Source organism: Rhodoblastus acidophilus, from assembly GCF_009720655.1.
Lineage (GTDB): Bacteria > Pseudomonadota > Alphaproteobacteria > Rhizobiales > Beijerinckiaceae > Rhodoblastus > Rhodoblastus acidophilus_A.
In genome coordinates this window covers 16043-36665 of sequence record NZ_WNKS01000027.1, presented here as the reverse complement: position 1 = coordinate 36665, position 20623 = coordinate 16043, and the positions used below count along the sequence as shown (strand labels likewise).

18 protein-coding genes and 2 tRNA genes are annotated in these 20623 nt (G+C 62.4%); 15 read left to right on the top strand and 5 right to left on the bottom strand.

Annotated features, from left to right (window positions below; all coding sequences use genetic code 11):
- Positions 1-303: 303 nt before the first annotated feature.
- On the top strand, positions 304-519 hold the full coding sequence (locus GJ654_RS20930; RefSeq protein ID WP_196305627.1) for a transposase family protein: 216 nt from the start codon (positions 304-306) through the stop codon (positions 517-519).
- 128 nt (positions 520-647) lie between these two features.
- Entirely contained in the window at positions 648-851 is a 204-nt protein-coding gene (locus tag GJ654_RS19405; protein WP_155447833.1) for a hypothetical protein, read from the top strand.
- A gap of 295 nt (positions 852-1146) precedes the next feature.
- Here the strand turns inward: GJ654_RS19405 and GJ654_RS19400 are convergent.
- Positions 1147-1220 (bottom strand) — tRNA-Cys (locus GJ654_RS19400).
- Positions 1221-1390: 170 nt separating this feature from the next.
- On the opposite strand from GJ654_RS19400, the gene GJ654_RS19395 reads away from it, so the two are divergent.
- From GJ654_RS19395 to GJ654_RS19385, 3 genes are all read left to right on the top strand, one after another.
- Positions 1391-1466, top strand: a tRNA-Asn gene (locus tag GJ654_RS19395).
- Between the two features lie 83 nt (positions 1467-1549).
- Complete coding sequence (locus tag GJ654_RS19390; protein WP_155447832.1) at positions 1550-2449, top strand: class I SAM-dependent methyltransferase; 900 nt, start codon at positions 1550-1552, stop codon at positions 2447-2449.
- The gene (locus GJ654_RS19385) at positions 2446-3168 is read left to right on the top strand and encodes a pseudouridine synthase (RefSeq protein WP_264586312.1); all 723 of its coding nucleotides are present in this window, start codon (positions 2446-2448) and stop codon (positions 3166-3168) included. Before GJ654_RS19390 ends, GJ654_RS19385 begins: the two co-directional genes overlap by 4 nt.
- On the opposite strand, the gene rnr is transcribed toward GJ654_RS19385, so the two are convergent.
- Positions 3169-5454, bottom strand: coding sequence for a ribonuclease R (gene rnr / locus GJ654_RS19380; RefSeq protein WP_264586311.1), 2286 nt, complete (start codon positions 5452-5454; stop codon positions 3169-3171).
- A 213-nt stretch (positions 5455-5667) separates the two neighbouring features.
- Between rnr and GJ654_RS19375 the strand changes: the two genes are divergently transcribed.
- The 10 genes from GJ654_RS19375 (at position 5668) to GJ654_RS19330 (ending at position 16550) form a co-directional block, all read left to right on the top strand.
- A complete protein-coding gene (locus GJ654_RS19375; RefSeq protein WP_155447831.1) occupies positions 5668-5928 on the top strand; it encodes a cysteine rich repeat-containing protein in 261 nt (86 codons plus the stop codon).
- A 91-nt stretch (positions 5929-6019) separates the two neighbouring features.
- On the top strand, positions 6020-6592 hold the full coding sequence (locus tag GJ654_RS19370; RefSeq protein WP_246664826.1) for a peroxiredoxin: 573 nt from the start codon (positions 6020-6022) through the stop codon (positions 6590-6592).
- A gap of 629 nt (positions 6593-7221) precedes the next feature.
- Positions 7222-8043: a hypothetical protein gene (locus GJ654_RS19365; protein ID WP_155447830.1), complete on the top strand. Its 822-nt coding sequence runs from the start codon at positions 7222-7224 to the stop codon at positions 8041-8043.
- On the top strand, positions 8040-8984 hold the full coding sequence (locus GJ654_RS19360) for a glycosyltransferase (protein ID WP_155447829.1): 945 nt from the start codon (positions 8040-8042) through the stop codon (positions 8982-8984). The genes GJ654_RS19365 and GJ654_RS19360 overlap by 4 nt, the downstream gene beginning before the upstream one ends.
- Positions 8977-11301 carry a glycosyltransferase gene (locus GJ654_RS19355; protein WP_155447828.1) on the top strand — a complete coding sequence of 775 codons (2325 nt, stop codon included), beginning with the start codon at positions 8977-8979 and terminating at the stop codon, positions 11299-11301. The genes GJ654_RS19360 and GJ654_RS19355 overlap by 8 nt, the downstream gene beginning before the upstream one ends.
- A gap of 43 nt (positions 11302-11344) precedes the next feature.
- Positions 11345-12019, top strand: coding sequence for a class I SAM-dependent methyltransferase (locus GJ654_RS19350; protein WP_155447827.1), 675 nt, complete (start codon positions 11345-11347; stop codon positions 12017-12019).
- 40 nt (positions 12020-12059) lie between these two features.
- The gene (locus GJ654_RS19345) at positions 12060-12740 is read left to right on the top strand and encodes a hypothetical protein (RefSeq protein ID WP_196305626.1); all 681 of its coding nucleotides are present in this window, start codon (positions 12060-12062) and stop codon (positions 12738-12740) included.
- Between the two features lie 98 nt (positions 12741-12838).
- The gene (locus GJ654_RS19340) at positions 12839-13630 is read left to right on the top strand and encodes a hypothetical protein (RefSeq protein ID WP_155447825.1); all 792 of its coding nucleotides are present in this window, start codon (positions 12839-12841) and stop codon (positions 13628-13630) included.
- Between the two features lie 38 nt (positions 13631-13668).
- Complete coding sequence (locus GJ654_RS19335; RefSeq protein ID WP_155447824.1) at positions 13669-15324, top strand: hypothetical protein; 1656 nt, start codon at positions 13669-13671, stop codon at positions 15322-15324.
- Positions 15325-15386: 62 nt separating this feature from the next.
- Positions 15387-16550 (top strand): glycosyltransferase family 61 protein, encoded by a 1164-nt coding sequence (locus GJ654_RS19330; protein WP_155447823.1) that lies wholly within the window; start codon positions 15387-15389, stop codon positions 16548-16550.
- Positions 16551-16958: 408 nt separating this feature from the next.
- Here GJ654_RS19330 and GJ654_RS19325 read toward each other — a convergent pair whose 3' ends face one another.
- The 3 genes from GJ654_RS19325 to GJ654_RS19315 form a co-directional block, all read right to left on the bottom strand.
- A complete protein-coding gene (locus GJ654_RS19325) occupies positions 16959-17912 on the bottom strand; it encodes a phosphate acetyltransferase (RefSeq protein ID WP_155447822.1) in 954 nt (317 codons plus the stop codon).
- Positions 17875-20076, bottom strand: a complete 2202-nt coding sequence (locus tag GJ654_RS19320) for a DUF3141 domain-containing protein (protein ID WP_155447821.1) — start codon at positions 20074-20076, stop codon at positions 17875-17877. The genes GJ654_RS19325 and GJ654_RS19320 overlap by 38 nt, the downstream gene beginning before the upstream one ends.
- Positions 20077-20141: 65 nt before the next feature.
- Complete coding sequence (locus tag GJ654_RS19315) at positions 20142-20609, bottom strand: hypothetical protein (RefSeq protein ID WP_155447820.1); 468 nt, start codon at positions 20607-20609, stop codon at positions 20142-20144.
- Positions 20610-20623: the final 14 nt, after the last annotated feature.

Below are 20623 nucleotides of genomic sequence, written 5' to 3'. Positions count from 1 at the left end.
TCCAGGTTCGCCTGTTGAATCAAACAAAAGCCGATTCGGGAATCCGCCGCCGAGTCAGTCTCTCGGAGACTTGGTATTACTGCGCGGGCAAGACCACGCTGTTGCGGACGCTGGTGGGACTCGAAAAGCCGGCAGGCTGGCCGGATCGTCGCCTTTGGCGACGAACCAGGGCTGTTCAACGCTCTTTACTGAGCCCCCGATGCAACAGCTTTCGAGGCGTTGACGCGTAGGGTGTGCCGGACGATTCCTTCGGGCGAAAAAGTCTGAATCTCTATGAGGCGACCGAATCGATCGGAGGTCGCCTTGAAGTCTCTGGGACCGTTTCTCGCGCTGCTCGCCACAATCCCCGACCCGCGCCGCGCGGAGGGCAAGCTCTATCAGTTGTCGCACGTCTTGCTGTTTTCGATTTTCGCCATCGTCAGCGGAGCCAATTCGTATCGAGGCATCCAGACGTACTTCAAGGCGCATCGACAGGCGCTGAACAAAGCGCGAGGCGACGGCAAGGAAGACATCGACTGATCTCCACTCTTGATCGTCGAGATAGCACTGAAAGTCTATGATTTCGTTGCCCTCGCGCGCCGGGTCATCGTTGACTCTCGCTGGCCCATATGTTCCACTACCGTTCTAATTCTGCGGGAGCAGCATTCATGTCTGGCGCGGCCACGGAGCCGACCGTCGAACGCGCGACGGACGAGGAGATCGACGCGATCATCGCCGAATTCGGCGGCGACCCTCGCGAGGCGATTCGCGCACTCCTTCACGACCTGACCCAGCTTGCGCTGGATTCCGAGGCAGCGGTCTCGCGCGGCTACGTCAGGGGCAACCTGATGCCGTTCAAGCTCGGCGATTAGTGTCCTTGTGAGGAGTGCGTTCCACGCCAGTAGCGTTCACCTGCGGTAGAGCAATAACGCTTCCGGGCGTTTGACCACCTCGTCCACTCCAGCTTTGGCGCTGGCAAACGTGGGCGACCCCGGCGTCGATTCGGTTGGTCCAACGAAAAAGCCCGTCAGCTTGGCGCGCGCCAAGCCACGGGCTTTTTCGTAATTCAGCAAAGAGTCAGATTATTGGGTTTTCTGAGTCAGACTTCCCCCCCTTTTGAGTCAGGCTTTTGGGTTATCTGACAGTCTCTGATTCTCAAGGGATTGTTGGAGGCCTCGGAGGGAATCGAACCCCCGTACAAGGATTTGCAGTCCTCTGCGTAGCCACTCCGCCACGAGGCCGCCTGGCGCGCTCGCGCCGGACGTTGCATCGCCTATAACAGCACTCGCACCCCGCCCGCAAGACGGCGCCGCGCTTTCACGAAACTTTCTCCCTCCGGTCGTCAAAAATTTGTTTTGGGGGTTTTCAATCCGATATCGCGCTGCTATACGCCCCTCACCGCGCAACGTGATCCCTGATAGCTCAGCCGGTAGAGCAAGCGACTGTTAATCGCTGGGTCGCAGGTTCGAGTCCTGCTCAGGGAGCCACCTTCACACAAAAGAATCCGTCGGCACGCGCAGCGCACTGGCGCGCATCTTGCTAGTTTCTGAGCGTCCGTTCAGGGAATTCCATGACTTTCGAAAATGTTTTCGGCGCGCCGCCGCCGGAACTCGCGCAAATCTCCGACAATGCTCGACAGTTCTCGCCGCTCTCGCCCGGCGCCGAGCGGCTGGAAGAGGCTTCGAGCCTCGAAAATCTCGCCATGCTCGCGCCTCCCGGCGCCATCGAGCGCCGCGCCACTCTCGCGCTCGCCTTGCGGGCGTTGAAACCGGGCGCGCCGCTGCTGGCGCTCGCGCCCAAGGACAAAGGCGGCGGACGCCTGGCCAAGGATTTGGCCGATCTCGGCTGCGCCTGTATCGAAACCGCCAAGCGCCACCACCGAATTTGTCTCACGCAAGCGGGCGGCGACCCGCAAGCGATCGAGGCCGCGATTCGCGCCGGCGCGCCGCGCCTGTCCGAATCGCTGGGCCTTTGGACCCAGCCGGGCGTGTTCTCCTGGGACCGAATCGATCCCGGAACCGCTCTGCTCGCCGATCAGCTGCCGGAATTTTCCGGACGCGGGGCCGATCTCGGCTGCGGCCTCGGCATGCTGGCGCATCGAATTCTTGGCTCGTCGCGGGTGAAATCGCTGCTCATGGTCGATGTCGACCGCCGCGCCGTCGATCTTTGCGCCCGCAATGTTTCGGATTCGCGCGCAAAATTGGTTTGGGAGGACGTGCGGCGGTTTTCGAAGCCGGAGCCGCTCGATTTCGTCGTGATGAACCCGCCGTTCCATGACGCTGGGCGCGAGGCCAAGGGGCTCGGCATCGCCTTTATTCAGCGGGCCGCCGAGTTCTTGCGGCCGGGCGGCGTGTGCTGGCTGGTCGCCAACCGCCATCTGCCCTACGAGGCGGCGCTCGAAGAAAAATTCCGCTCCATCGCCCCTGTCGCCGAAGCCTCCGGGTTCAAGGTGATCGAGGCGGTGAAGTGAAGCCGGTCCGGCTCGACAGGTTTTTGGGCAATCTCGGCTATGGCTCGCGCCGAGACATCGCGATTCTCGCGCGGCAGGGGCGAATCCGGCTCGGCGAAACGGTTTTGCGCGAGGCGGATGCGAAGATTGGCATGGGCGAGGCTGGCGCGCTGCTGGTGGACCGCGAGCCCATCGACCCCTTGCCCGGTTTTGTCGTGATGATGCACAAGCCGACCGGCGTGACCTGTTCGCATAAGGAGGCGGGGCCGCTGGTGTTTTCGCTGCTGCCGGAGCGGTGGCGGCGTCGCGATCCCGCGGTTTCGACCGTCGGGCGGCTCGACAAGGAGACGTCCGGTCTGCTGCTGCTCACCGACGACGGCGCGCTGCTGCACAAAATCATCTCGCCGAAGGCGGAGATCGCCAAGACCTACCGCGCCACGCTCGCCCGCGATCTGCGCGGCGACGAAGCGTTGATCTTCGCGTCTGGCCTGATTCTGGAGAGCGAGGACAAACCGCTTTTGCCCGCGGGGCTTGACGTCTTGGGGCCGCGCGAGGCCTTGGTGACCATTTTTGAGGGCCGCTACCATCAGGTGCGCCGCATGTTCGCGGCGATCGGCAACCATGTCGAGACTTTGTGTCGCGAGCGAATCGGCGGCTTGAGCCTGCCGGCGGAGCTTGCGCCGGGTGACTGGACGGTGCTGTCGGCCGCCGAGGTCGAGCGGGTGTTTGCGGTTACGTAACTATTTGCGCCGCCGGCTTGTTGGCGCCGCCGTCCGCTTGCTTTTCTTCACTGAGAGGGCGCGGCCCTTCTGGCCTTTGCCGTCGGACAGCATTTCGAATCGCAACGCGCCGGCGAAAGGCGCGGCTTCGACCAGTTTCACCTCGACCGCGTCGCCCAGTTGATAGGTTTCGCCGGTGCGTGACCCGACCAGGGCGTGCGCCGCCTCTTCGAAGCGGTAATAATCGGCGCCCAATGTAGCCGCTGGGACAAAGCCGTCGGCCCCGGTGTCGTCGAGCTTCACAAAAAGGCCGGCGCGGGTGACCCCCGCGATTCGCCCGGTAAAACTCGCGCCGATCTGCTCCGCCAAAAAGGTGGCGATGAGGCGGTCGGTGGTTTCGCGTTCCGCCGCCATGGCGCGGCGTTCGCTCGCCGAGATTTTGGCCGCGATCTCCGCCAGATGCTCGCGGCCCATTTCGGGCAGGCCGCCCGGTCCGAGATCGAGCGCCCGCACCAGGGCGCGATGCACGATCAGGTCGGCGTAGCGGCGGATCGGCGAGGTGAAATGGGCGTAGCGGCGCAGGTGCAAGCCAAAATGCCCGTAGTTTTCGGCGACATATTCGGCTTGCGCTTGCGTCCGCAGCACGATCTCGTTGACGACATTCTCATGCTCCGTGCCGCGCACGCGGGAAAGAATGTCGTTGAACTGTCTTGGCTTCATCACCTGACCTTTGGCCAGCTTGATGCCGATGGTCGCCAGGAATTCCGAGAGCGCGCTGAGTTTTTCGATCGAGGGCTCGTCGTGGGCGCGGTAGATCAGGTGCGATTTGTTCGCTTCAAGCGTCTCGGCGGCGGCGACATTGGCGAGGATCATGAACTCCTCGATCAGCTTGTGCGCGTCGAGCCGGGGCGGCACGAACACCCGGTCCACCGTCCCGTCCGGTTTCAGCAAAATCTTGCGCTCGGGCAGGTCGAGATCGAGCGGCGCGCGTTTTTCCCGCGAAAGTTTCGCCGCGGCATAGGCCCGCCAAAGGGGTTTGAGCGCGGTTTCCAGCAGCGGGCGGGTGGTGTCGTCGGGGCGCCCGTCGATGGCGTCCTGGGCTTGGCTGTACGACAGTTTGGCGGCCGAACGCATCATGATGCGGTGAAAGGTGTGGTCGAGCTTGTGGCCGTCCTTGCCGATGCGCATCCGGCAGGCCAGCGCCGGCCGGTCCTCGCCCTGGCGCAGGCTGCAGAGGTCATTCGAAATCCGCTCCGGCAGCATCGGGACGACGCGGTCGGGGAAATAGACGGAATTGCCGCGATCCAGCGCCTCGCGGTCGAGCGCCGCGCCGGGGCGCACGTAAAAACTGACGTCGGCGATGGCGACGGTGACGACGAACCCGTCCGGATTGTCCGGGGCGTCGTCGGGTTGCGCGAAAACCGCGTCGTCGTGGTCCTTGGCGTCGGGCGGGTCGATGGTGAGGAGCGGCAGCGACCGCCAGTCCTCGCGGGCAAAACCTTCGGCGGACATGCGGGCGGGCTTGGCGGCTTCGGCGGCCGCCAAAATTTCGGGGCGGAACAGGTCGGGAATGCCGTGGGTGTTGATGGCGATCAGGCTGATGGCTTTTTCGCTGTTCATCGAGCCCAGGCGCTCGCGCACCCGCGCTTGCGGCAGGCCGATCCTCGCGCGCGACAGAGTTTCGACCGAGACGAGGTCGCCGTCGCGCGCCTCGCCGCGATCGGCTTCGGTGACGAAAAGCTCGCGGTCGCGCTGCTTTTTGTCCACGGGAACGATGCGCCCGCCGCGCGAACGCGGGTCCTCGCGAAACACGCCCAAAACGCGTTTTTGTGCCCGCGACAGCAGTTTGATCACCCGCCCGACATAGGCGGGACCGCCGGTCTCGCGATGCGGGGCTACTTTCAGCAGCGCCCGGTCGCCCACGCCTGGCGCGGGTCCCGGATGTTTTGTCGAGCGGCGGGGCAGGGTGACCAGGATTTTCGGCGCGACGCCGAGGTCTTCGTCCCATTCGGCCGGCGTGGCGATCAATTCGCCGTCGCGGTCGCGGGAGAGAATGTCGCACAGGACGACGGCGGGCAGTTCGCCCGTTTTGGCGAGGCCGGCGCGCGTCTTTTGCACTGCGCCCTCGATCTCCAGCTCTTTCAGCAGCGCCTTCAGCTTGATCTTCGCCTCGCCGCCCTTGATGCCGAAGGCGCGCGCGATCTCGCGCTTTTCGATTTTTCGCGGGCCGCCTTCGGCGGCGGCGTGTTCACGGGCAATGAAGGCGAGGATGTCGTCGCGGCTGGGGAAGGGGGCGGGCTTTTGCACGCGCCCAACATAGGGGGGCGCGGCGGCGACAAAAAGGGAAAATCGTCAACGAGGCGAAAATAGCGGCATGCGCCTGACGCCAGGGGAGTGCGGCGCGCGCGCAACAGGGTGGGGATATCGAAATCGGGTCGCTTTTCGGCGATTGCCTGGCTGGCCGAATGCCGCCATCCTTGGCCTCGGAATCCCCTAAATAAATGATTCGTCGGAGGAAAAATGAAAGCCCTGGCCCTTGCGGCTTGGACGTCGACCGCGCTCGCGCTGACGACGCCCGCCTTTGCAGACTATCGTGGAACCGCCCAGGCGCAGCAGGCCTGCACGCCGGACGTCTTCCGCCTGTGCAGCCAATTCATTCCGGATTCCGGCCAGATCACCGCCTGCCTGGCGCGACAGAAGGCGAGCTTGAGCCCCGGGTGTCACCAGGTTTTCGGCGGAGCGCGTCGGCGCGGCCACGGCCAGCGCTTCGCCAACGGGTAAGTCCTGCGCCCTCGTTCGCGGACGAGGGCGCTCCGCGCATCCCAAAGCCGCGCTCGTGCGTTATAGTCCCGATCAACAGGGAGGCTAAACGATGCGGATGTGGAAAGCCACGCTCGCCGCGGTGGGCGGCGCAACGATCATTGCCGGCGCGGTGTTTCTCAACGGCTCGGCGCGGGCGGCGATGCAGCCCGGCGACGCGGCGCCGGATTTTTCGACGCAAGCCGCGGTCGGCGGCAAGGTTTTCACCTTCAGCCTCGCCGAAGCCCTGAAGAAGGGGCCGGTGGTGCTGTATTTCTACCCGAAGAGTTTTACCCCCGGCTGCACGGCGGAGGCGCATGATTTCGCCGATAACGCCGAGAATTTCGCCAAGGCCGGAGCGAGCGTGATCGGGGTGTCGGCCGATGGCATCGACACCCAAAAGGAGTTTTCGTCCAAGGCGTGCCGCGACAAATTTCCGGTCGGCGCCGATCCCGACGGCAAGGTGATCAAGGCCTATAAGGCGCAACTCATCAAGGTCGGCGACATGGCCACGGCGGCGCGCATTTCTTACGTGATCGCGCCGGACGGCAAGATCCTCATGGCCTATCAGGACATGTCGGCCGGGCCGCACGTCGAGAAGACGCTCGCCGCCGTGCGGCAATGGCGCGCCGACCACCCGAACTGAGTGATCCGATTTCCAAACGATCCGTTCGGAAACGTATTTCACTCGCGCGGACATCCGCCCTTCGCCTGGAGGATTTCCGCGCGATTTCGTTTTCGCGGATCGCGTAGCGATCTTGCGGAAACCGTATGACGTAACGAAAGCAATCAAAATTAACCGTATCCGCTAAGGTTAAGGTCATTGCCGCGGGCGGCGCGGCGCGACGTCGCTCGGTCTATGGGTTGAACTCTCAAAGCTCAGCCGTTAACGTCCTCTTCATTGTGACAGATCGAGTTCGTTAATTATGTGCCTGGACTGGGGAATTCACAGGGGCGAGTCCGTCGAAGTTTACGATGGGACTGAAGCCCAGGGCGCCGGAGGGGCCTGCGGCGTCGGGGTGGAGGTCACGACGCGCGACAGCGTCTTCGAAATTTCGGCGAGGAGGGTTTCGCCCATGGCTGGCGCGCGTTCTTCTGCGCCTCGTTCGCGTTCTTCGGCGCCTCGTGGATGAGCCGGGCGCTCAAGGTCGCCGGGCCATGACGCCCTTGAGCCCCAAACTTCGCCGGTTTCCGGCGCAAATCCCGCGCAGAGTCGAGGGCGGCGCGAATTCGCTGCGGGGGAACCAATTCGCGCTCGAGCCGGATGGATGACAGATGGACAAGCTGAACTTTGACCTTGACGAGTCCGCGGTGCTTCGTCGGTTCGACAGAAGTTCGCCGGATGCATTGCTCAAGTCCATCGCCCGCGAAATCGTCAATCTGCGACGGGCGCAGGCGGAAATCGCGGTGAAGATGGAAGTGTTCGCTTCGCTCCAGGCGGCTGCGGACCGTATCGTCGCCGCCGAAGCGGGCGCGCGCGGCGCCTCTCATCCTTCGCGCGTGGTGATCGAGGCCGCTCAGTCGTTCCACGGATCGATGGGTTTCTATGAACTTGAGCATGATCCCGACGGGCAGCCGTTTCGCTGGACGGGACCGGATCCCAGGTTTTCCTTCGAGTTCTTCATCAACCGAAAGACGCCAGCGCGATTCGTCTTGCGCTTCGGGCCATTGTTCACAGGGGGCTCGCCGATCGGCCTGCTGTGTTTTGTCGATGGCGAACCGGCTCCGGTGAAACTGCAGGCGGCGACGACCTGTTTCGAGGCGGTCGGCCTGCTGCCGCCGCGCCGCGACGCGGGAGGTTCCGTCCTGAGCTTCGTCTGTCCGCAGATGGGCTCGCCGGCGTCACAGGGGCTCGACGATGCGCGCATGCTCGGCCTGCTGTTCCGGCGCCTGACGGTCGAGTCAACGCCGGAACAGCAAGCGCTTGCGCCCGCCGCTGCGCCTGAAAACGTCGCGCCCGCCGCCGTTCCGTCGCCCGTTCCCGCGCCCGCGCCGCGCGGCGAGTTCGCCGCGAAAAAACCCGTCGTCAAGACCGGGTCCGAGGCGCAGCCAGCGCCCACGTTCCAGGAAATTTCGTTCAAGGGGCCGGCGCGATGAGCACGCCCGCAATCGCCCTGTGCATCTGCACCTACGACCGCTACGACCTGTTGCCCGGGGCGATCCGGAGCGCCCTCGAGCAGTCCTTGCCGGTGGAGCGCTACGAAGTCATCGTCATCGACAATTCGCCCGACGCCAAGCGGGCGGAGCTGTTTTCGGAAAGATTTACGGCGCCAAACCTGCGCTATGTCCATGAGAAGACGCCGGGCCTGTCCAACGCGCGCAATGTCGCGGCGTCCCTGGCGAACGCTCCGGTGATCGCCTTCATGGACGACGACGCCCTCGCCGATCCGGAATGGGCGGCGGAGCTTTTGAACGCCTATGACTCGTTTGGGGAGAGCGCGACGATCGTCGGCGGCCGCGTCGATCCGATCTGGGCGTCGGAGCGCCCGGAATGGGTGCACGACTCCATGCTGGGCAACCTGTCGATCGTCGACTGGGGCGGTGACGCCCGCATCGCCGGTCCCGACGAATGGGTCGCCGGCACCAACATCAGTTTTCGAACCTCCGCGATTCTCGAAAATGGCGGGTTTCCGCTCAATCTCGGACGCGTGGGGTCGGGCTCGGCCCTGCTCAGCAACGAGGAAATCAAGCTGGTCGAGCGCATTCGCGAAGCCGGCGGTCAATTGGTCTATGCGCCCCTTGCGCGCGTAAACCATCTGGTCGATGTGCGCCGCCTCCGGCGCGAATGGTTTCGCAAGCGCGCGGCCTGGCAGGCCCTGTCCGATTTCATGATGAACCCGGACGGGCAGGCGGCGGAAGCGCGCAAGCAATGGCCCAGCCTCATCAAATATTTCAACGCTCTGCCCCCGCATGAGCGCACGATCCGCGGCTTTCTCCACCCCACCGATGATCCAGAGCTGTTTCATTGGCAGACCGGCGCGGTCTACATGATGACGACGCTGCTGCTCGCCGGTTTCGAGGGAGTGGAGCTTGACTGATCCCGTCCAGCCCTGGTTCGGCCTCGATGTCCTGGTGGTCTCGCCGACGCCGAGCCATCCGCAGGATCACGGCAATCGCAAGCGCATTTTCGAAATCTGCGCGGAACTGAAGCGCCAGGGGGCGCGCATCCACTTTGTCCATTATCCCGCCGAGCACGACTGGCGCCACCAGTGGCCGCTCAAGCACGAGGCGGAGATGCGCGCGGCCTGGGACAGCTACCAGCTGGTCGCGCCAAGCCGGGCGCTGCATTGCGATTCGATCGGCGAAGACCACGAAATCGACGAATGGGCCGATCCGGGGCTTGCCCATTACCTCGCCTGGGCCTGCCGGGTTCGCGCCTATGACATGGTCATCGTCAATTACACCTGGCTGAGCTTCTGCCTGGAGGCGATCCCCTCGGCCGTGTTCAAGGTCTGCGACACCCACGACGTGTTCGCCGACCGCCGCCGGCTGTTGCAGGCCAACGGCATCGCGCCCGAGTTCTTCCACACCACGCGCGAGGAAGAGGCAAAGGGGCTGTCGCGCGCCGATCTGGTCTGGGCGATCAAGAAGGCGGAACAGGACTATTTCGAACGGGACCTGGGCCTGCCGAATTGCCTGACCATGCTGCACGCCGAGCCGGAGCGCGGCTGGTGGACGCGCCCCCCTTCGACGGACGGCTGGCTGCGCGCGGGCGTCATCGGCGCGCGCAACAATGTCAATCGCCGTAACCTCGAAGAGTTTCTCAACCTGGCGCTGCCCGCGATCGAGCGCTACATGGCGCCGGTGAAGATCGTCGTCGCCGGCGGCTGCTCCGCGGATTTTTTGGACTGGAGCCATCCCAATCTCGAGGTGATCGGCCGCGTCGCCGAAGTCGAAGACTTTTATCGCGCCGTGGACGTGGTGCTCGCGCCGATGAAGTTCAGCACCGGCCTGAAGATCAAAGTGTCGGAGGCGCTGGCTTCGGGCGCGCCGCTGCTGGCGCATGCCCACGCCATGGAGGGCTACCCCACCCGCGAGCGGCTGCACCAGCTCCACGACTTCGAGGACATGGCGATCGAACTGGTGAAGCTCGCCTTCGATTCCGCGCCGCTGCAAAAGCTCGCGGCGCGCTCGCGCGCGGTCTGCGCGACGATTCAGGCTTCGGTGCTGGCGTCTCTCGAAGCGACGCGCGAGTCTCTGGTCGCCAAGACCAGGGAGACCATTTGCGTCGTCGCGCCCGCGGAGGCGCTCGATCCCGCCTGCCTGCTGCACGACCATTTGCTGTCGGCGCTGGACTATTTGCGCTTCATCGCGCCGATCGCGCTCTATGTCACCGGCGCGCCGGCCAAGGGCATGAAATTCGACTTTCTCGCGCGGTTCGAACTGCGGCGGCAGATCTTCGCCGACCCGGCCTTGATGGAGGCGCTGGGCGATGACGCGCCGGATTTCTGGACGCCGATGCCGCTGCCCGTGCTGCTGGAAACCCGCGGCTATCGCCGCGCCTGTTTCCTCGCCGATCCTCACGATCAGCTTCGCGTGCAAGAGCCCTTGTTCAACGCGTTCGTCGTCAAGACGGGCGCGCTGCGGCAGGCGTTGGTGCGCTGCGACGCCATCGAACTTGCGGGCGGCGACCCGGAGGCGCTGATCGAGACGTTGCGCGGCGAACTCGACGTGATTGTCGCCGGCGCCGCGCCCTGGTCCGCCCGACGCTGGCAAGGCGTGGCGGGCGTGGCCGCGGTGGTCGAGACGCCGTTCCGCCGCAGCGGCGATTTCGAATTCTTTCGTCATCGCGAAAAATCAACGGCGGCGCCGGCCAAACTTGTCATTCTCGCGCGCAGCGACGACGGCGTGGCGCTGGAGCTGGCGGCGCTGGCGGAGAAACTCTCCTTTCCGGCGAGGCTGGTCGATCTCTCCGACCCGACGACCCGCTCGGCGCTCGTGCGCGGCGACCAGGGCGATGCGCAAGCGAAACCGCGCGACGCGCTGGCAAGCCTGCGCGATGCGAGTCTGCTCGTGGACATGACGGAACAGGATACGCTTGCCGCGGTGATCGGGGAGGCGGCGCTGCGCGCCAATGTTCCCGTGCTGTGGTTCCAGCGCGGCGCGCTCGCCCACGCCTGGCGCGGCTTCGAAACGCCGCTGCGTCCGACCAGCCTGGCGCGCCTGTTCACCACCATCGCTCAATGCGCCCTGAATCCTGACGCCTTGGAAGCGCTGCGCGGCGTTTGCGCCCGGCTGGCGAAGATCCAGTTCGGTAACGACGCCGGCTGGACAATTATTTGGGGACTGTTAAAACAATCGTCCAATAGAAGTGATCAAGAGAGAGATGTTGCCGCAGCGGAACTGTGGGGATGACGTCTCATATGGCGCGCCTGTCTAAGTAAACGGATTTTCGGCAATGAATACAGATGTTGAATTTGAGAAATTGCTCGCGGATCTGCCGCAATTACACACGTGGGATGATGGGAAAACGTGGAATAGTGGCGGGCTCACGCCCCCTCTGTTGAGAGGTATAGCGGAGATTCTGGCAAAGCTTCCCGAGGGCTTTCGAGTCTTGGAAACTGGAGCTGGAAATTCAACGCTCGCGTTCCTGATCTGTCGCGCGCAATCCGTCTTATCGATTGCGCCAGACGCAGGACTCTTCGAGCGCATCAAGCGCGTGGCGAAGGAGCGTTCGATTGACGACAGCGCGCTCAAGCCCGTCGTTGCTTTTTCAGAGGATGTGTTGCCTTCGCTCGCAAAAGCCGCCAAATCGACAGGTGAGCTGGTTGACTTCGCGTTGATCGACGGAGGACACGGCTGGCCAACGGTTTTTGTCGATTTCTGCTACGCCATGGAGATGCTGAAAAGCGGCGGGTATTTGATGATCGATGATATTCAGATTTATACTGTCAAACAGCTGGTCCGACTGCTGAACGAAAGCAAAGAATTTTCTTTGATTTCTAACCTGAAAAAATCTCTCATCTTTAAAAAGACAACAGAAAATACGCGCATGACGGACTTTGGAGGGCAGCCGTATATTCGGAGAATGATGGAGGCTGAAAAACTGGCGGGAGAAGCATTTAAGTTTTGATCCTGCGCGCGGCGAACAGCGAACCCCGGGAGAGACTCGGTTGACAGAGGTCAGTCTTGATCAGTTGAGGCAGAAAGAATTAACGCATATCGTCAGTTTGGGGCCGCGCTGCGCCTTGGCCTATAATTTGCGGCGTTACTTCGATTTCGCCATGGCCTTTCCGTTCGACTGGTGGATTACGCCGGTCAACGGCTTGATCAAAGCGCTCGCTTGCTCTGTCGGCGTCGAAACACTCTACGCCCAGGACGGGTTGGAACGGACGAAGGAGGGCAAAACCGTACGCCACAGGGACCTGCAAATCCGGTTCCCGCACGAATTCCCGCACGCCGGCGAGCTTCCTGGGCGCCCGATCGTCTCGAATTTCTACGATCACGTCGATGGGCCCAAGCGTCGGACCACGCATCTTGTCGAGCGGTTTCTCGGCCTGAACGACCCCAACAGTCGGATCCTGTTTGCCCGTGAACCCGACGATTTCGGCGGTGACATAAGTTCGCAGGACCACGCAGCGATTTCTGCGCAACTCGCTCGCCTGTTCCCGGATGCGCTCTGGACGCTCGCGATCGTCCGGGGGCCTCGCGAAACGGACGCCTTTGGATGGAAGTGCGATCCCGAATGTTGGGATTCCGTGCTACGCGGTTTGGATGTGCGATTGAGCCGTGACCATCATGTGTCATTTGTCGACCGCGCCACTCCGATATCCGCTGATATGGCGACGCTTTAGGCGGGAGAAACGAAGTGTACAAAAAGCCCGTGATCATGCATCGCCCGCACGGCTTTATCATTCCTTCCGCGCAGAACCACCTTATGCAGGAGCAATAATTGGAACCGCAAGAATCAAATTCTGCAGGTATTGCATTGCTGATTGCGAATGAGAGATCAGGCACTCACCTGCTTCGTTCCTTGATCGCGAGCACGAAATTGGTGTTGGCGCCCGGAGAGGTCTGCAACGCTGCGGCCGATAGCGCGCATATGGGCGACCCGAGCTCCTATTACTGTTACCGCCACAATGCCGCCACGGCCAATCGCCGTCTTATGTATCCGACGATTGGAACGATGCGCGAATTGATTGATGGGTTCTTCGCGACCTTGAAGCGTCAAGCTGAAGAAAAAGGAAAGTCGCTGTTTTTGTGCGACATCAAGTATTCACATATCCATACGTTCAACTATTTTTGGTGGGATTGGCTCTCAGTCCCGTTTCTGCTCCAATATGCGCGCGAAAACAAGATTCCTATCATTCATCTGGTTCGCGAGAATGTCTACGAAACGGTCCTTTCCGAAATATATGCGCATCAGACCGGCGTGTGGCGCGCCAGCGATCCCGGCGAACTCGTACACAAGTCAATTCGCGTGAACGTGCCTGCCTTTAAGGCAAGGGCAGAGAAATTGCAGCAGGTCATTACGCTCGCGCGCGGCTGGCTCCGCGATTGTCACGTTAAAGAGATAAAGTACAGCGACATTGTCGACCAGAATTCTATGTCGGTCATGGATGAAACCATGAAATTCATTGGTTTCGATGGTTCTTTCAAATTTAAGCCTGGATTCATCAAGACGACGCCTCCTTACGAGACCATTGTTGAGAATTATGACGAGATTCGAGATTTCTTTACATGAGGAGATCGCGACTGCTTTACGTCGCTGCGGCGGTTGTTTTGTTGCTTCTGGTTCCTGTGAAACCTCTCGTCGCTCTGGAACACTGGATCGGCAGCAACGTTCAATCCAGCTTAGATTCGGCTGCTTTTCAACTGCGCTGCGATGTCACCGAGCGAAGAGATAGTTCGGACGCCCATCTGTTCATTCAGAGCCAAGTTGGCGATCCGATCGTCAGTTTTTCCGGCATTGCCGCGCCTTCCTTCACAGAGTCCGACGCCGGAAAACTCATCGTCGTGTCCAAGATCGGGCAGGACGGCGCGCCGTTGAGCAGCGCCATCAAACGCGTGATCAACGCCAGGACGGTGGAGCTCGCGGACCGCGCGTCGGCTGCGGTGGTGAACGAGACCGGCGTTGTGGCCTACGGGCACGATGAGTCGGCCGCGGTCATGGCGGCGATTGGAGGGTTGAAGGCCGGCGGCCAGCTGGTGTTTCCAGCCGGCGTTTGTGGCGTCGCGGCTCCAATCGTGCTTCCCGCGATCGGAAGGGCCCTGGGAGAGCGGCACATCAGCATTGCAGGGCAGGGAGGAGGAGCGACGCGCATTGTGGCTTTGGCGCCGATGGAAGCCGTTTTTCGGGAAGCTGGCGTTTGGCACACACAGGCGTCCTATGAGAACCTGTCCATTGACGGCTACGGGATCGCTGACTACGCGATCGACTTGTTGGCGGGCATTGGCGGGCGAATCAGTGGGCGGAACGTGTTTTCCAATGCGCTGATCGCCGAAATTCGGGTGGGGGACGGCAACAGACGCAGTCAGGGCGTCGAAGTCGAGGGGGCGTTCCTGACTGTGGACGCCGGCATGTTTGGTCGCTCGCGGCGACCGATGTTCAATCTGCTCGTCAATGGCACCGACAGCCACTTTACGGACGTCGTCCTGGCCGGGGTCGTCGAAGCAAATGTGCGCGACACGACATTTGGCGGCAATTTCTACACCGGAGTTCATGTATTCGGCCCGGCGCGGACGGGCTTCTGGGCCACGGGTTCCGCCTCCTTCATGAATTGTGAGGTCGACGGCGCGACAAGCATTGGCGTCAGGTTCGACAGCGGCGGCAATTCCTGGTTCGGCGGGCGTCTTTTTTTTCATCGCCAGGAAACCGCCGACGTCATTGGATTTCAACTTGGCAAATACGCGGAAAAGAACGTCATACAGTCGCCTGTGATCTCCGACATTCCCACGATCAATTATGTTCGCCAAAGTGACGATGCGGTTGGAGCCGCCGACATCAGCATCGTTGGGCTTCCGGAACCGCTCAACAACGGGCGCACGACGCAGACCTTCGGATTATCCAGGAGCGGCGAAGCAATCGTATTGACGCTCGACGGCCACAAGCCAACCGCGCTGAACACAGTCGGCATTCTCGCGTCCTCCACCGCCTTGCATTCGGGAAAGATCACCGCGATCGATATCGTTACGGGGCAGACGGCGCAGTGGGACGCTTTCTGGCAAACGAAGCGTCTGGCGGGCGGAGTCGCCGAGTTGATGGCGAAACCGAGGATTGCTCGCTCTCTTGTCTGGGATGCGGTGGCTGATCCGGAGCTCATTGTCATGCCTGAACTGAATGCCGTCGTATTTCGGGCTCGCGGCATTGCTGGGCGCAGGATCAGATGGTCGGCCGTTTACCAGACAAATGGCGCGCGCCTGGAGCGTATGCAGTGAGCGTCTTGACGTCCCTGCTCGCGCCCAAGGCGCTATGGGTTCAAGACAGTTGAAGGTGCGATATGTTCATCGCGAATCGGGTCCATTGGCGTGGCATTCGCCAACTTGAGTCGTTGAAAACGGCTGTTGCCGCCGTGCGCGCCGGATGGGGCCCTTGTCGCGTGAGCTTGCATCCCGGCGCGGATGTCGATCTGAAGCGCGCGCGGATCGCGTCGGGACCGACGGAGGCCGCGCACAAGCTCGCTTGCGCGCTTGCGGGTGCGAAATATTGGGCTGCCGAGATTGATCTGGTCGTCGTCAGGAACGCCGTATTCTTGCCGCTCTCCTCGACACTCGTGTTCCCAAATAACGGCATTTGTGACGAATTGGAATATTCAACCAAGGCCGCGGCGTCGGGCATTTGGCTACGAGGAGGAGAGCCGCGACAAGTCAATCGATGGCAAGCGAAGCAAATGGAAAACGCGGAGTTCCAGTCTGGTGTTCATTTGCTCATTCATCCCAAGTGGCATCATATTTATACCCATTGGTTTACAGAGGCGATGGTCGCGCTTTACGATCCCCGCATCGATCGCGACGTGGTCGATTATGTCTGTGTGCCCGGAGGGCCGAAATACGAGCTGGATAGCTTGGCGCTTGCGGGAGAGGACGCGTCGAAGCTCAAAGTCCTGCGTGAACCCGCTTACAGACTGGAGATCGCCGTTTTCCCCACGCATCTCTTGGCTCGTACGATGGTTCATCCGGCTGCGGCGCCAGCTCTTCGGTTGTTTGCCGATAAGGCGCTGAAGCATGTCGCGCCGATGCCGAAGAAGTATATCTATCTGTCACGCGAAGATGCGAAGGCTCGGTCCATGCGGAACGAGGGCGCGCTGGCCTCCGCGCTTTGCGACCTTGGATTCACAAAGCTTATTGCGACGGATTTGTCTTTCCAAGAGCAGGTGCAGGCGTTTTCTTCCGCATCCGCTTTGGTCAGCCCTCATGGCTCCGGGCTAACGAATATGTTGTTCGCGCCAAAGAACGCTCACATTTTGGAGCTTCGCCCTCGATACGCCGGCGACAGAGGAGAGCTTTGGGATCGCAGCTACCACATTTTGGCTGATTTGTTGGGTTTGCCTTATTCGCTGCTGGTTTTTGAAAATGAGAAGGGTGAAGAGGGTTGGGATGTCGATGTCGACTTTGCCGTGAACAAGGTCAAAGAGTTCATGAGTCGCGTTGATGAGAAGACTTGAAGAATCGGCCGCGTTCGGCCGCGTCGGGGTGCGCTGAATCCGCCGATCCGCATCCGTTCACGCCGGCGAAACGCGCGCGTCCGCGATGCCGATCCGATATGATTTTCAGCCAGCCGGTTTTCTGCGCGTTTCCGAACTTGAAAGTTCCGACGGTGCTGATGATCGGCGACATGGATGCTACGGCGATTGGCGCCGACGCGGCGACGCCGGAGGTCAAGACCCAGCTCGGCCTTTTCGATGTCTTGGGCAAACGATCGCCGCCATGATCGCGAACGCTAGCCTGATCGAGATTCCCGACCTCGGCCACGCGCCGCAGTTGCAATTCCGGTTCGAACACGGCGTCGCAAGCGGCCAACTTGATGCTGGAGGAGCCGGCGTTCAGGACGGCGACGCACGACATGTTCGTCATCATACGGGCGTGACGGCGGCGCGGGCGCGCCGCGCCGCCGCGACCAGCGCCGCCACGGCGCAGGAGGCGTAGCGCGTCACCAGCGAGTCGGCGCGGCTGGTCAGAATGATGGGAACGCGCGCGCCGAGCACAATGCCCGCGCAGTCGGCGCCCGCCAGGAACGACAGGCTTTTCGCCAGCATGTTGCCAGCCTCGAGATCGGGCACCACCAGAATGTTGGCGCGGCCGGCGACCGGCGACACGATCTTCTTCACGCTCGCCGCTTCCATGCTGATCGCATTGTCGAGCGCTAGCGGCCCGTCGAGCACGCCGCCGACGATCTGGCCACGGTCGGCCATCTTGCACAGGGCGGCGGCGTCGATGGTCGAGGGCACTTTTGGGTTCACCGTCTCCATCGCCGAGAGGATGGCGACGCGCGGCTCCTCCGCGCCGAGCGCAAGCGCGAGATCAATGGCGTTCTGGACGATATCCACCTTCTCCTCCAGCGTCGGCGCGATATTCACCGCCGCGTCGGTGATGATGAGCGGGTGGGGATGGCCCGGCACGTCCATGACAAAACAATGGCTGATCCGTCGCGCCGTGCGCAGCCCGGCGGCGCGCGACACCACCGCGCCCATCAGTTCATCGGTGTGCAGGCTACCCTTCATCAGCGCTTCCGCCTCGCCCCTGCGCACGACCGCCACCGCCTTGTCGGCGGAGTCATGGCTGTGCTCGGCGTTGACGATCGGAAAGCCGGAAATATCCAGACCGGCGCTGGCCGCGACGTCCCGGATGCGGGCCTCGGGTCCCACGAGAATGGGGCGGATCAGCTTCATGCGCGCGGCCTCGACCGCGCCCTCCAGAGAAACGGCGTCGCAGGGATGGACCACGGCGACCGTCACCGGGCCGGCCTTCACCGCGCGCGCGATGAGCTGCTTATATTTTTCGTGCCCTTGGGCTTGAACCGCTTCCATGATCCAGCTCTCCAGCCGCCTTGCGTGAGACGCCGAACAAACGACGGATTTCGTCGATCCGGCCCTCGGCCTCCGGCGCCAGGACGCCCTTGGCGCTCACCACGTTTTCGATGGTCGAGACGACTTTTTGGCGACGCGAGGGATCGTCCGGGATCATCGCCGGAATCGCGGCGAGCGCCCGCGCCGCGTCCGCCCGCAGCAGCGTCGACTGGCGACGCACGATGGATTTGAGCTGCGAGCCGGAAACGCGCTCGTTCTCCGGCGCCGCCGCGCGGATCTGCTCGATGGCGTTGAACTGCCTCTCGTCGATCCCGGCGCCCCACATGACGTAAATGAGAGCCCTCAAGCCCGCTTCCAGCAGCCCGCCACGGCCCATTTCGGCTTCAAGTTCGGTCGCTGTCTCGGCGCGCTCCAACGCGCCGTAAGCGTGCCGCGCCACCCGCGCGCGGTCGGAATTCAGGCCGACCGCGGCCTGAAGGCCGGGCGATCCGTAGGTCGAATGGAACAAGGTTTCCGTCCACGCCTCGCGCGCCTGGGCGAACGCCTGAAGGCTCGTCACGATCCACGACGACATGACCCGCTCGCAGGCCAGGAACGGATTGTCGGGGGATACGGGATGGCGATTGCCCTCGGCGCGGATGTCGGTCGCGAGTTTCGCGACCGGCGCCATCAACGGGTTGGTGTCGGAAAAACCGCTGAAGGCGAGGCGGTTGGGATGAATGTCGCGCAGGAACGCGGCGGTTTCCGGCGTGATCATCGTCTTCACGGTCGGGCTGACAAAAGTCCGATAAAAACCCTGGTTGATTTCCGAGACGCGCGCGACCGCCTCGAACTTGCGCTCGTCGTCCGCGTCATTGCAGCCGAGGGCGCGAATGTCGTCGAGCGTGCGCGGGACGATCTTCGCGACATATCGGCCGGCCACCAATTCCCGATGGCTCGTGTCCGCATCCATGTCCGTCAGCACCACCTCGTAGAGCCCGGGCGGCATGGCGTCGATCATATTCATGTTGAGCGCGAATTCCTCGTGCTCCTTGTTCGCGACCGAACCGGCGACGAAGATGCCGAGATGCCCGATGCTCTGGTGCAGGCAGTAGAGGATGGTCTGCCCGTTCCGGACGATCTGCTCGACGTTTTCGTAGAGGTCGAGCACCCAGTCGAGCGCCTGCTGTGGCGGCGTGATGTCGTCGCCGAACGAACAGAAGACGACAATGGGGGAGCGGATTTTTCGCAGGTCGACGCGCTGTCCGTCGCTCATGATTGTCCTGCCGGCGGTGAGCCTGTTGCCGACGAACAATTCGTCGACAATGAACTGCATCTCCTGCGCGTTGAGGATGACCGGCACGCCCCACCATTTCTCGAAGCTGAGGAAACGCTCCGCCTCGGTGTCGACCTTGGCGTAGACGTTGTAGGACTTGCTCCAGTAGGTGTTGGCCGGATTGTTCGATTCGAAATTGGCGATCAGCGACGCGCCGTCGAATTTGCCCGCGCCGAGGTCGCCGGCCAAAGACGTCATCCAACTGCCGCCCATGATGCCGCCGAGATAGCGCATGGGATTCTTGCCGCGCACGCCGGCCCAGTAGGACAGGGGCGTCCCCGCCAGCACGATGGGTCCCGCCAGTTCAGGATAGAGCGCGGCCATGATCATGATCTGCCAACCGGCCTGGCAATTGCCGATCAGCGCCGGCTTGCCGTCGGCGTCGGCGTGCAGGTCGGAAACAATCTTCACAAAATGCGCTTCCGCCCGACAAACGTCCTCGACCGTCTGGCCCGGCATGGGATTCGGCAAAAAACCGACGAAATAGCACGGGTGTCCCGCCCGCATGGCGACGCCGATCTCGCTGTCGTGTTTCATGCCGCCGATGCCCGGGCCGTGCCCGGCGCGCGGATCGAAGACGATGAACGGGCGCTTGTTCGGTTCGATGGCGACGCCCGCGGGAGGCGTGATGCGCGCGAGAACGTAGTTGACGGGTTTTTCCAGCTCCCGCCCGTCGCACACGAGCTCCCCCTTGAAGGTCAGGACGTGCGGCGCGATCCGCTTCGTCTGCTCTTCGTAAATGTTGCCGCGTTGGCGGAGGACGTCGAGAAACAGCACCGACCGCTCGAAGGCGTCGCGCATGTAGTCGAACCAGGGATTGACCGAGCTTGCAGGCTTAGCTTCAGGCATGGACGCCTCCCTATTCTTGTGGACCCGGGACCGCCCGACGCGCGCGGTCCCGAACCGGGTGAGACCTACCAGGTCAGATACATGCCGACATCGCCGGGCATGCCCTGGGGCCAATCGACGATGATCACCTCCATCTTGTATCCGAGCGGCTTGAGTTTCTCCCGCCAGACCTCATAGGCCCTGCGCGCGCGCCCCTGCAGCGTGTCCGGCCAGTTCGCCTCCGCCTGGTTGATCGCGCGCCCATGGTCGGTGCAGAGTTCGCTGGGGAAACGGCCGATCATCATTCGATTGGCGCCGGTGGAAGCGACCGTCTTCAGGCGCATGAGAAAGGCGCGGAACGTCGCATCGTCGATCGGAGCATCCGACCTCAGCTTGGCGAGCAGTTCCTGCTGCTTTTCGTGAGCCTTGTTGTAAGCGGCGAGCGATTGCTTCGCCTTGGCCATCTCGACTTCCGCGACATAGTGCTTGAGCTCGTCGACCGACATCAACAGATCGTCTTCGGCGTCGGGAACGGCGGTGGGTTTGTCGGACATGACCTTCTCCTCTC

Coding starts and splice junctions, on each gene's coding strand:
- GJ654_RS19405 (WP_155447833.1), top strand. CDS start 648: ATGTCTGGCGCGGCCACGGAGCCGACCGTCGAACGCGCGACGGACGAG.
- GJ654_RS19390 (WP_155447832.1), top strand. CDS start 1,550: ATGACTTTCGAAAATGTTTTCGGCGCGCCGCCGCCGGAACTCGCGCAA.
- GJ654_RS19375 (WP_155447831.1), top strand. CDS start 5,668: ATGAAAGCCCTGGCCCTTGCGGCTTGGACGTCGACCGCGCTCGCGCTG.
- GJ654_RS19370 (WP_246664826.1), top strand. CDS start 6,020: ATGCGGATGTGGAAAGCCACGCTCGCCGCGGTGGGCGGCGCAACGATC.
- GJ654_RS19365 (WP_155447830.1), top strand. CDS start 7,222: ATGGACAAGCTGAACTTTGACCTTGACGAGTCCGCGGTGCTTCGTCGG.
- GJ654_RS19360 (WP_155447829.1), top strand. CDS start 8,040: ATGAGCACGCCCGCAATCGCCCTGTGCATCTGCACCTACGACCGCTAC.
- GJ654_RS19350 (WP_155447827.1), top strand. CDS start 11,345: ATGAATACAGATGTTGAATTTGAGAAATTGCTCGCGGATCTGCCGCAA.
- GJ654_RS19330 (WP_155447823.1), top strand. CDS start 15,387: ATGTTCATCGCGAATCGGGTCCATTGGCGTGGCATTCGCCAACTTGAG.
- GJ654_RS19325 (WP_155447822.1), bottom strand. CDS start 17,912: ATGGAAGCGGTTCAAGCCCAAGGGCACGAAAAATATAAGCAGCTCATC.
- GJ654_RS19320 (WP_155447821.1), bottom strand. CDS start 20,076: ATGCCTGAAGCTAAGCCTGCAAGCTCGGTCAATCCCTGGTTCGACTAC.
- GJ654_RS19315 (WP_155447820.1), bottom strand. CDS start 20,609: ATGTCCGACAAACCCACCGCCGTTCCCGACGCCGAAGACGATCTGTTG.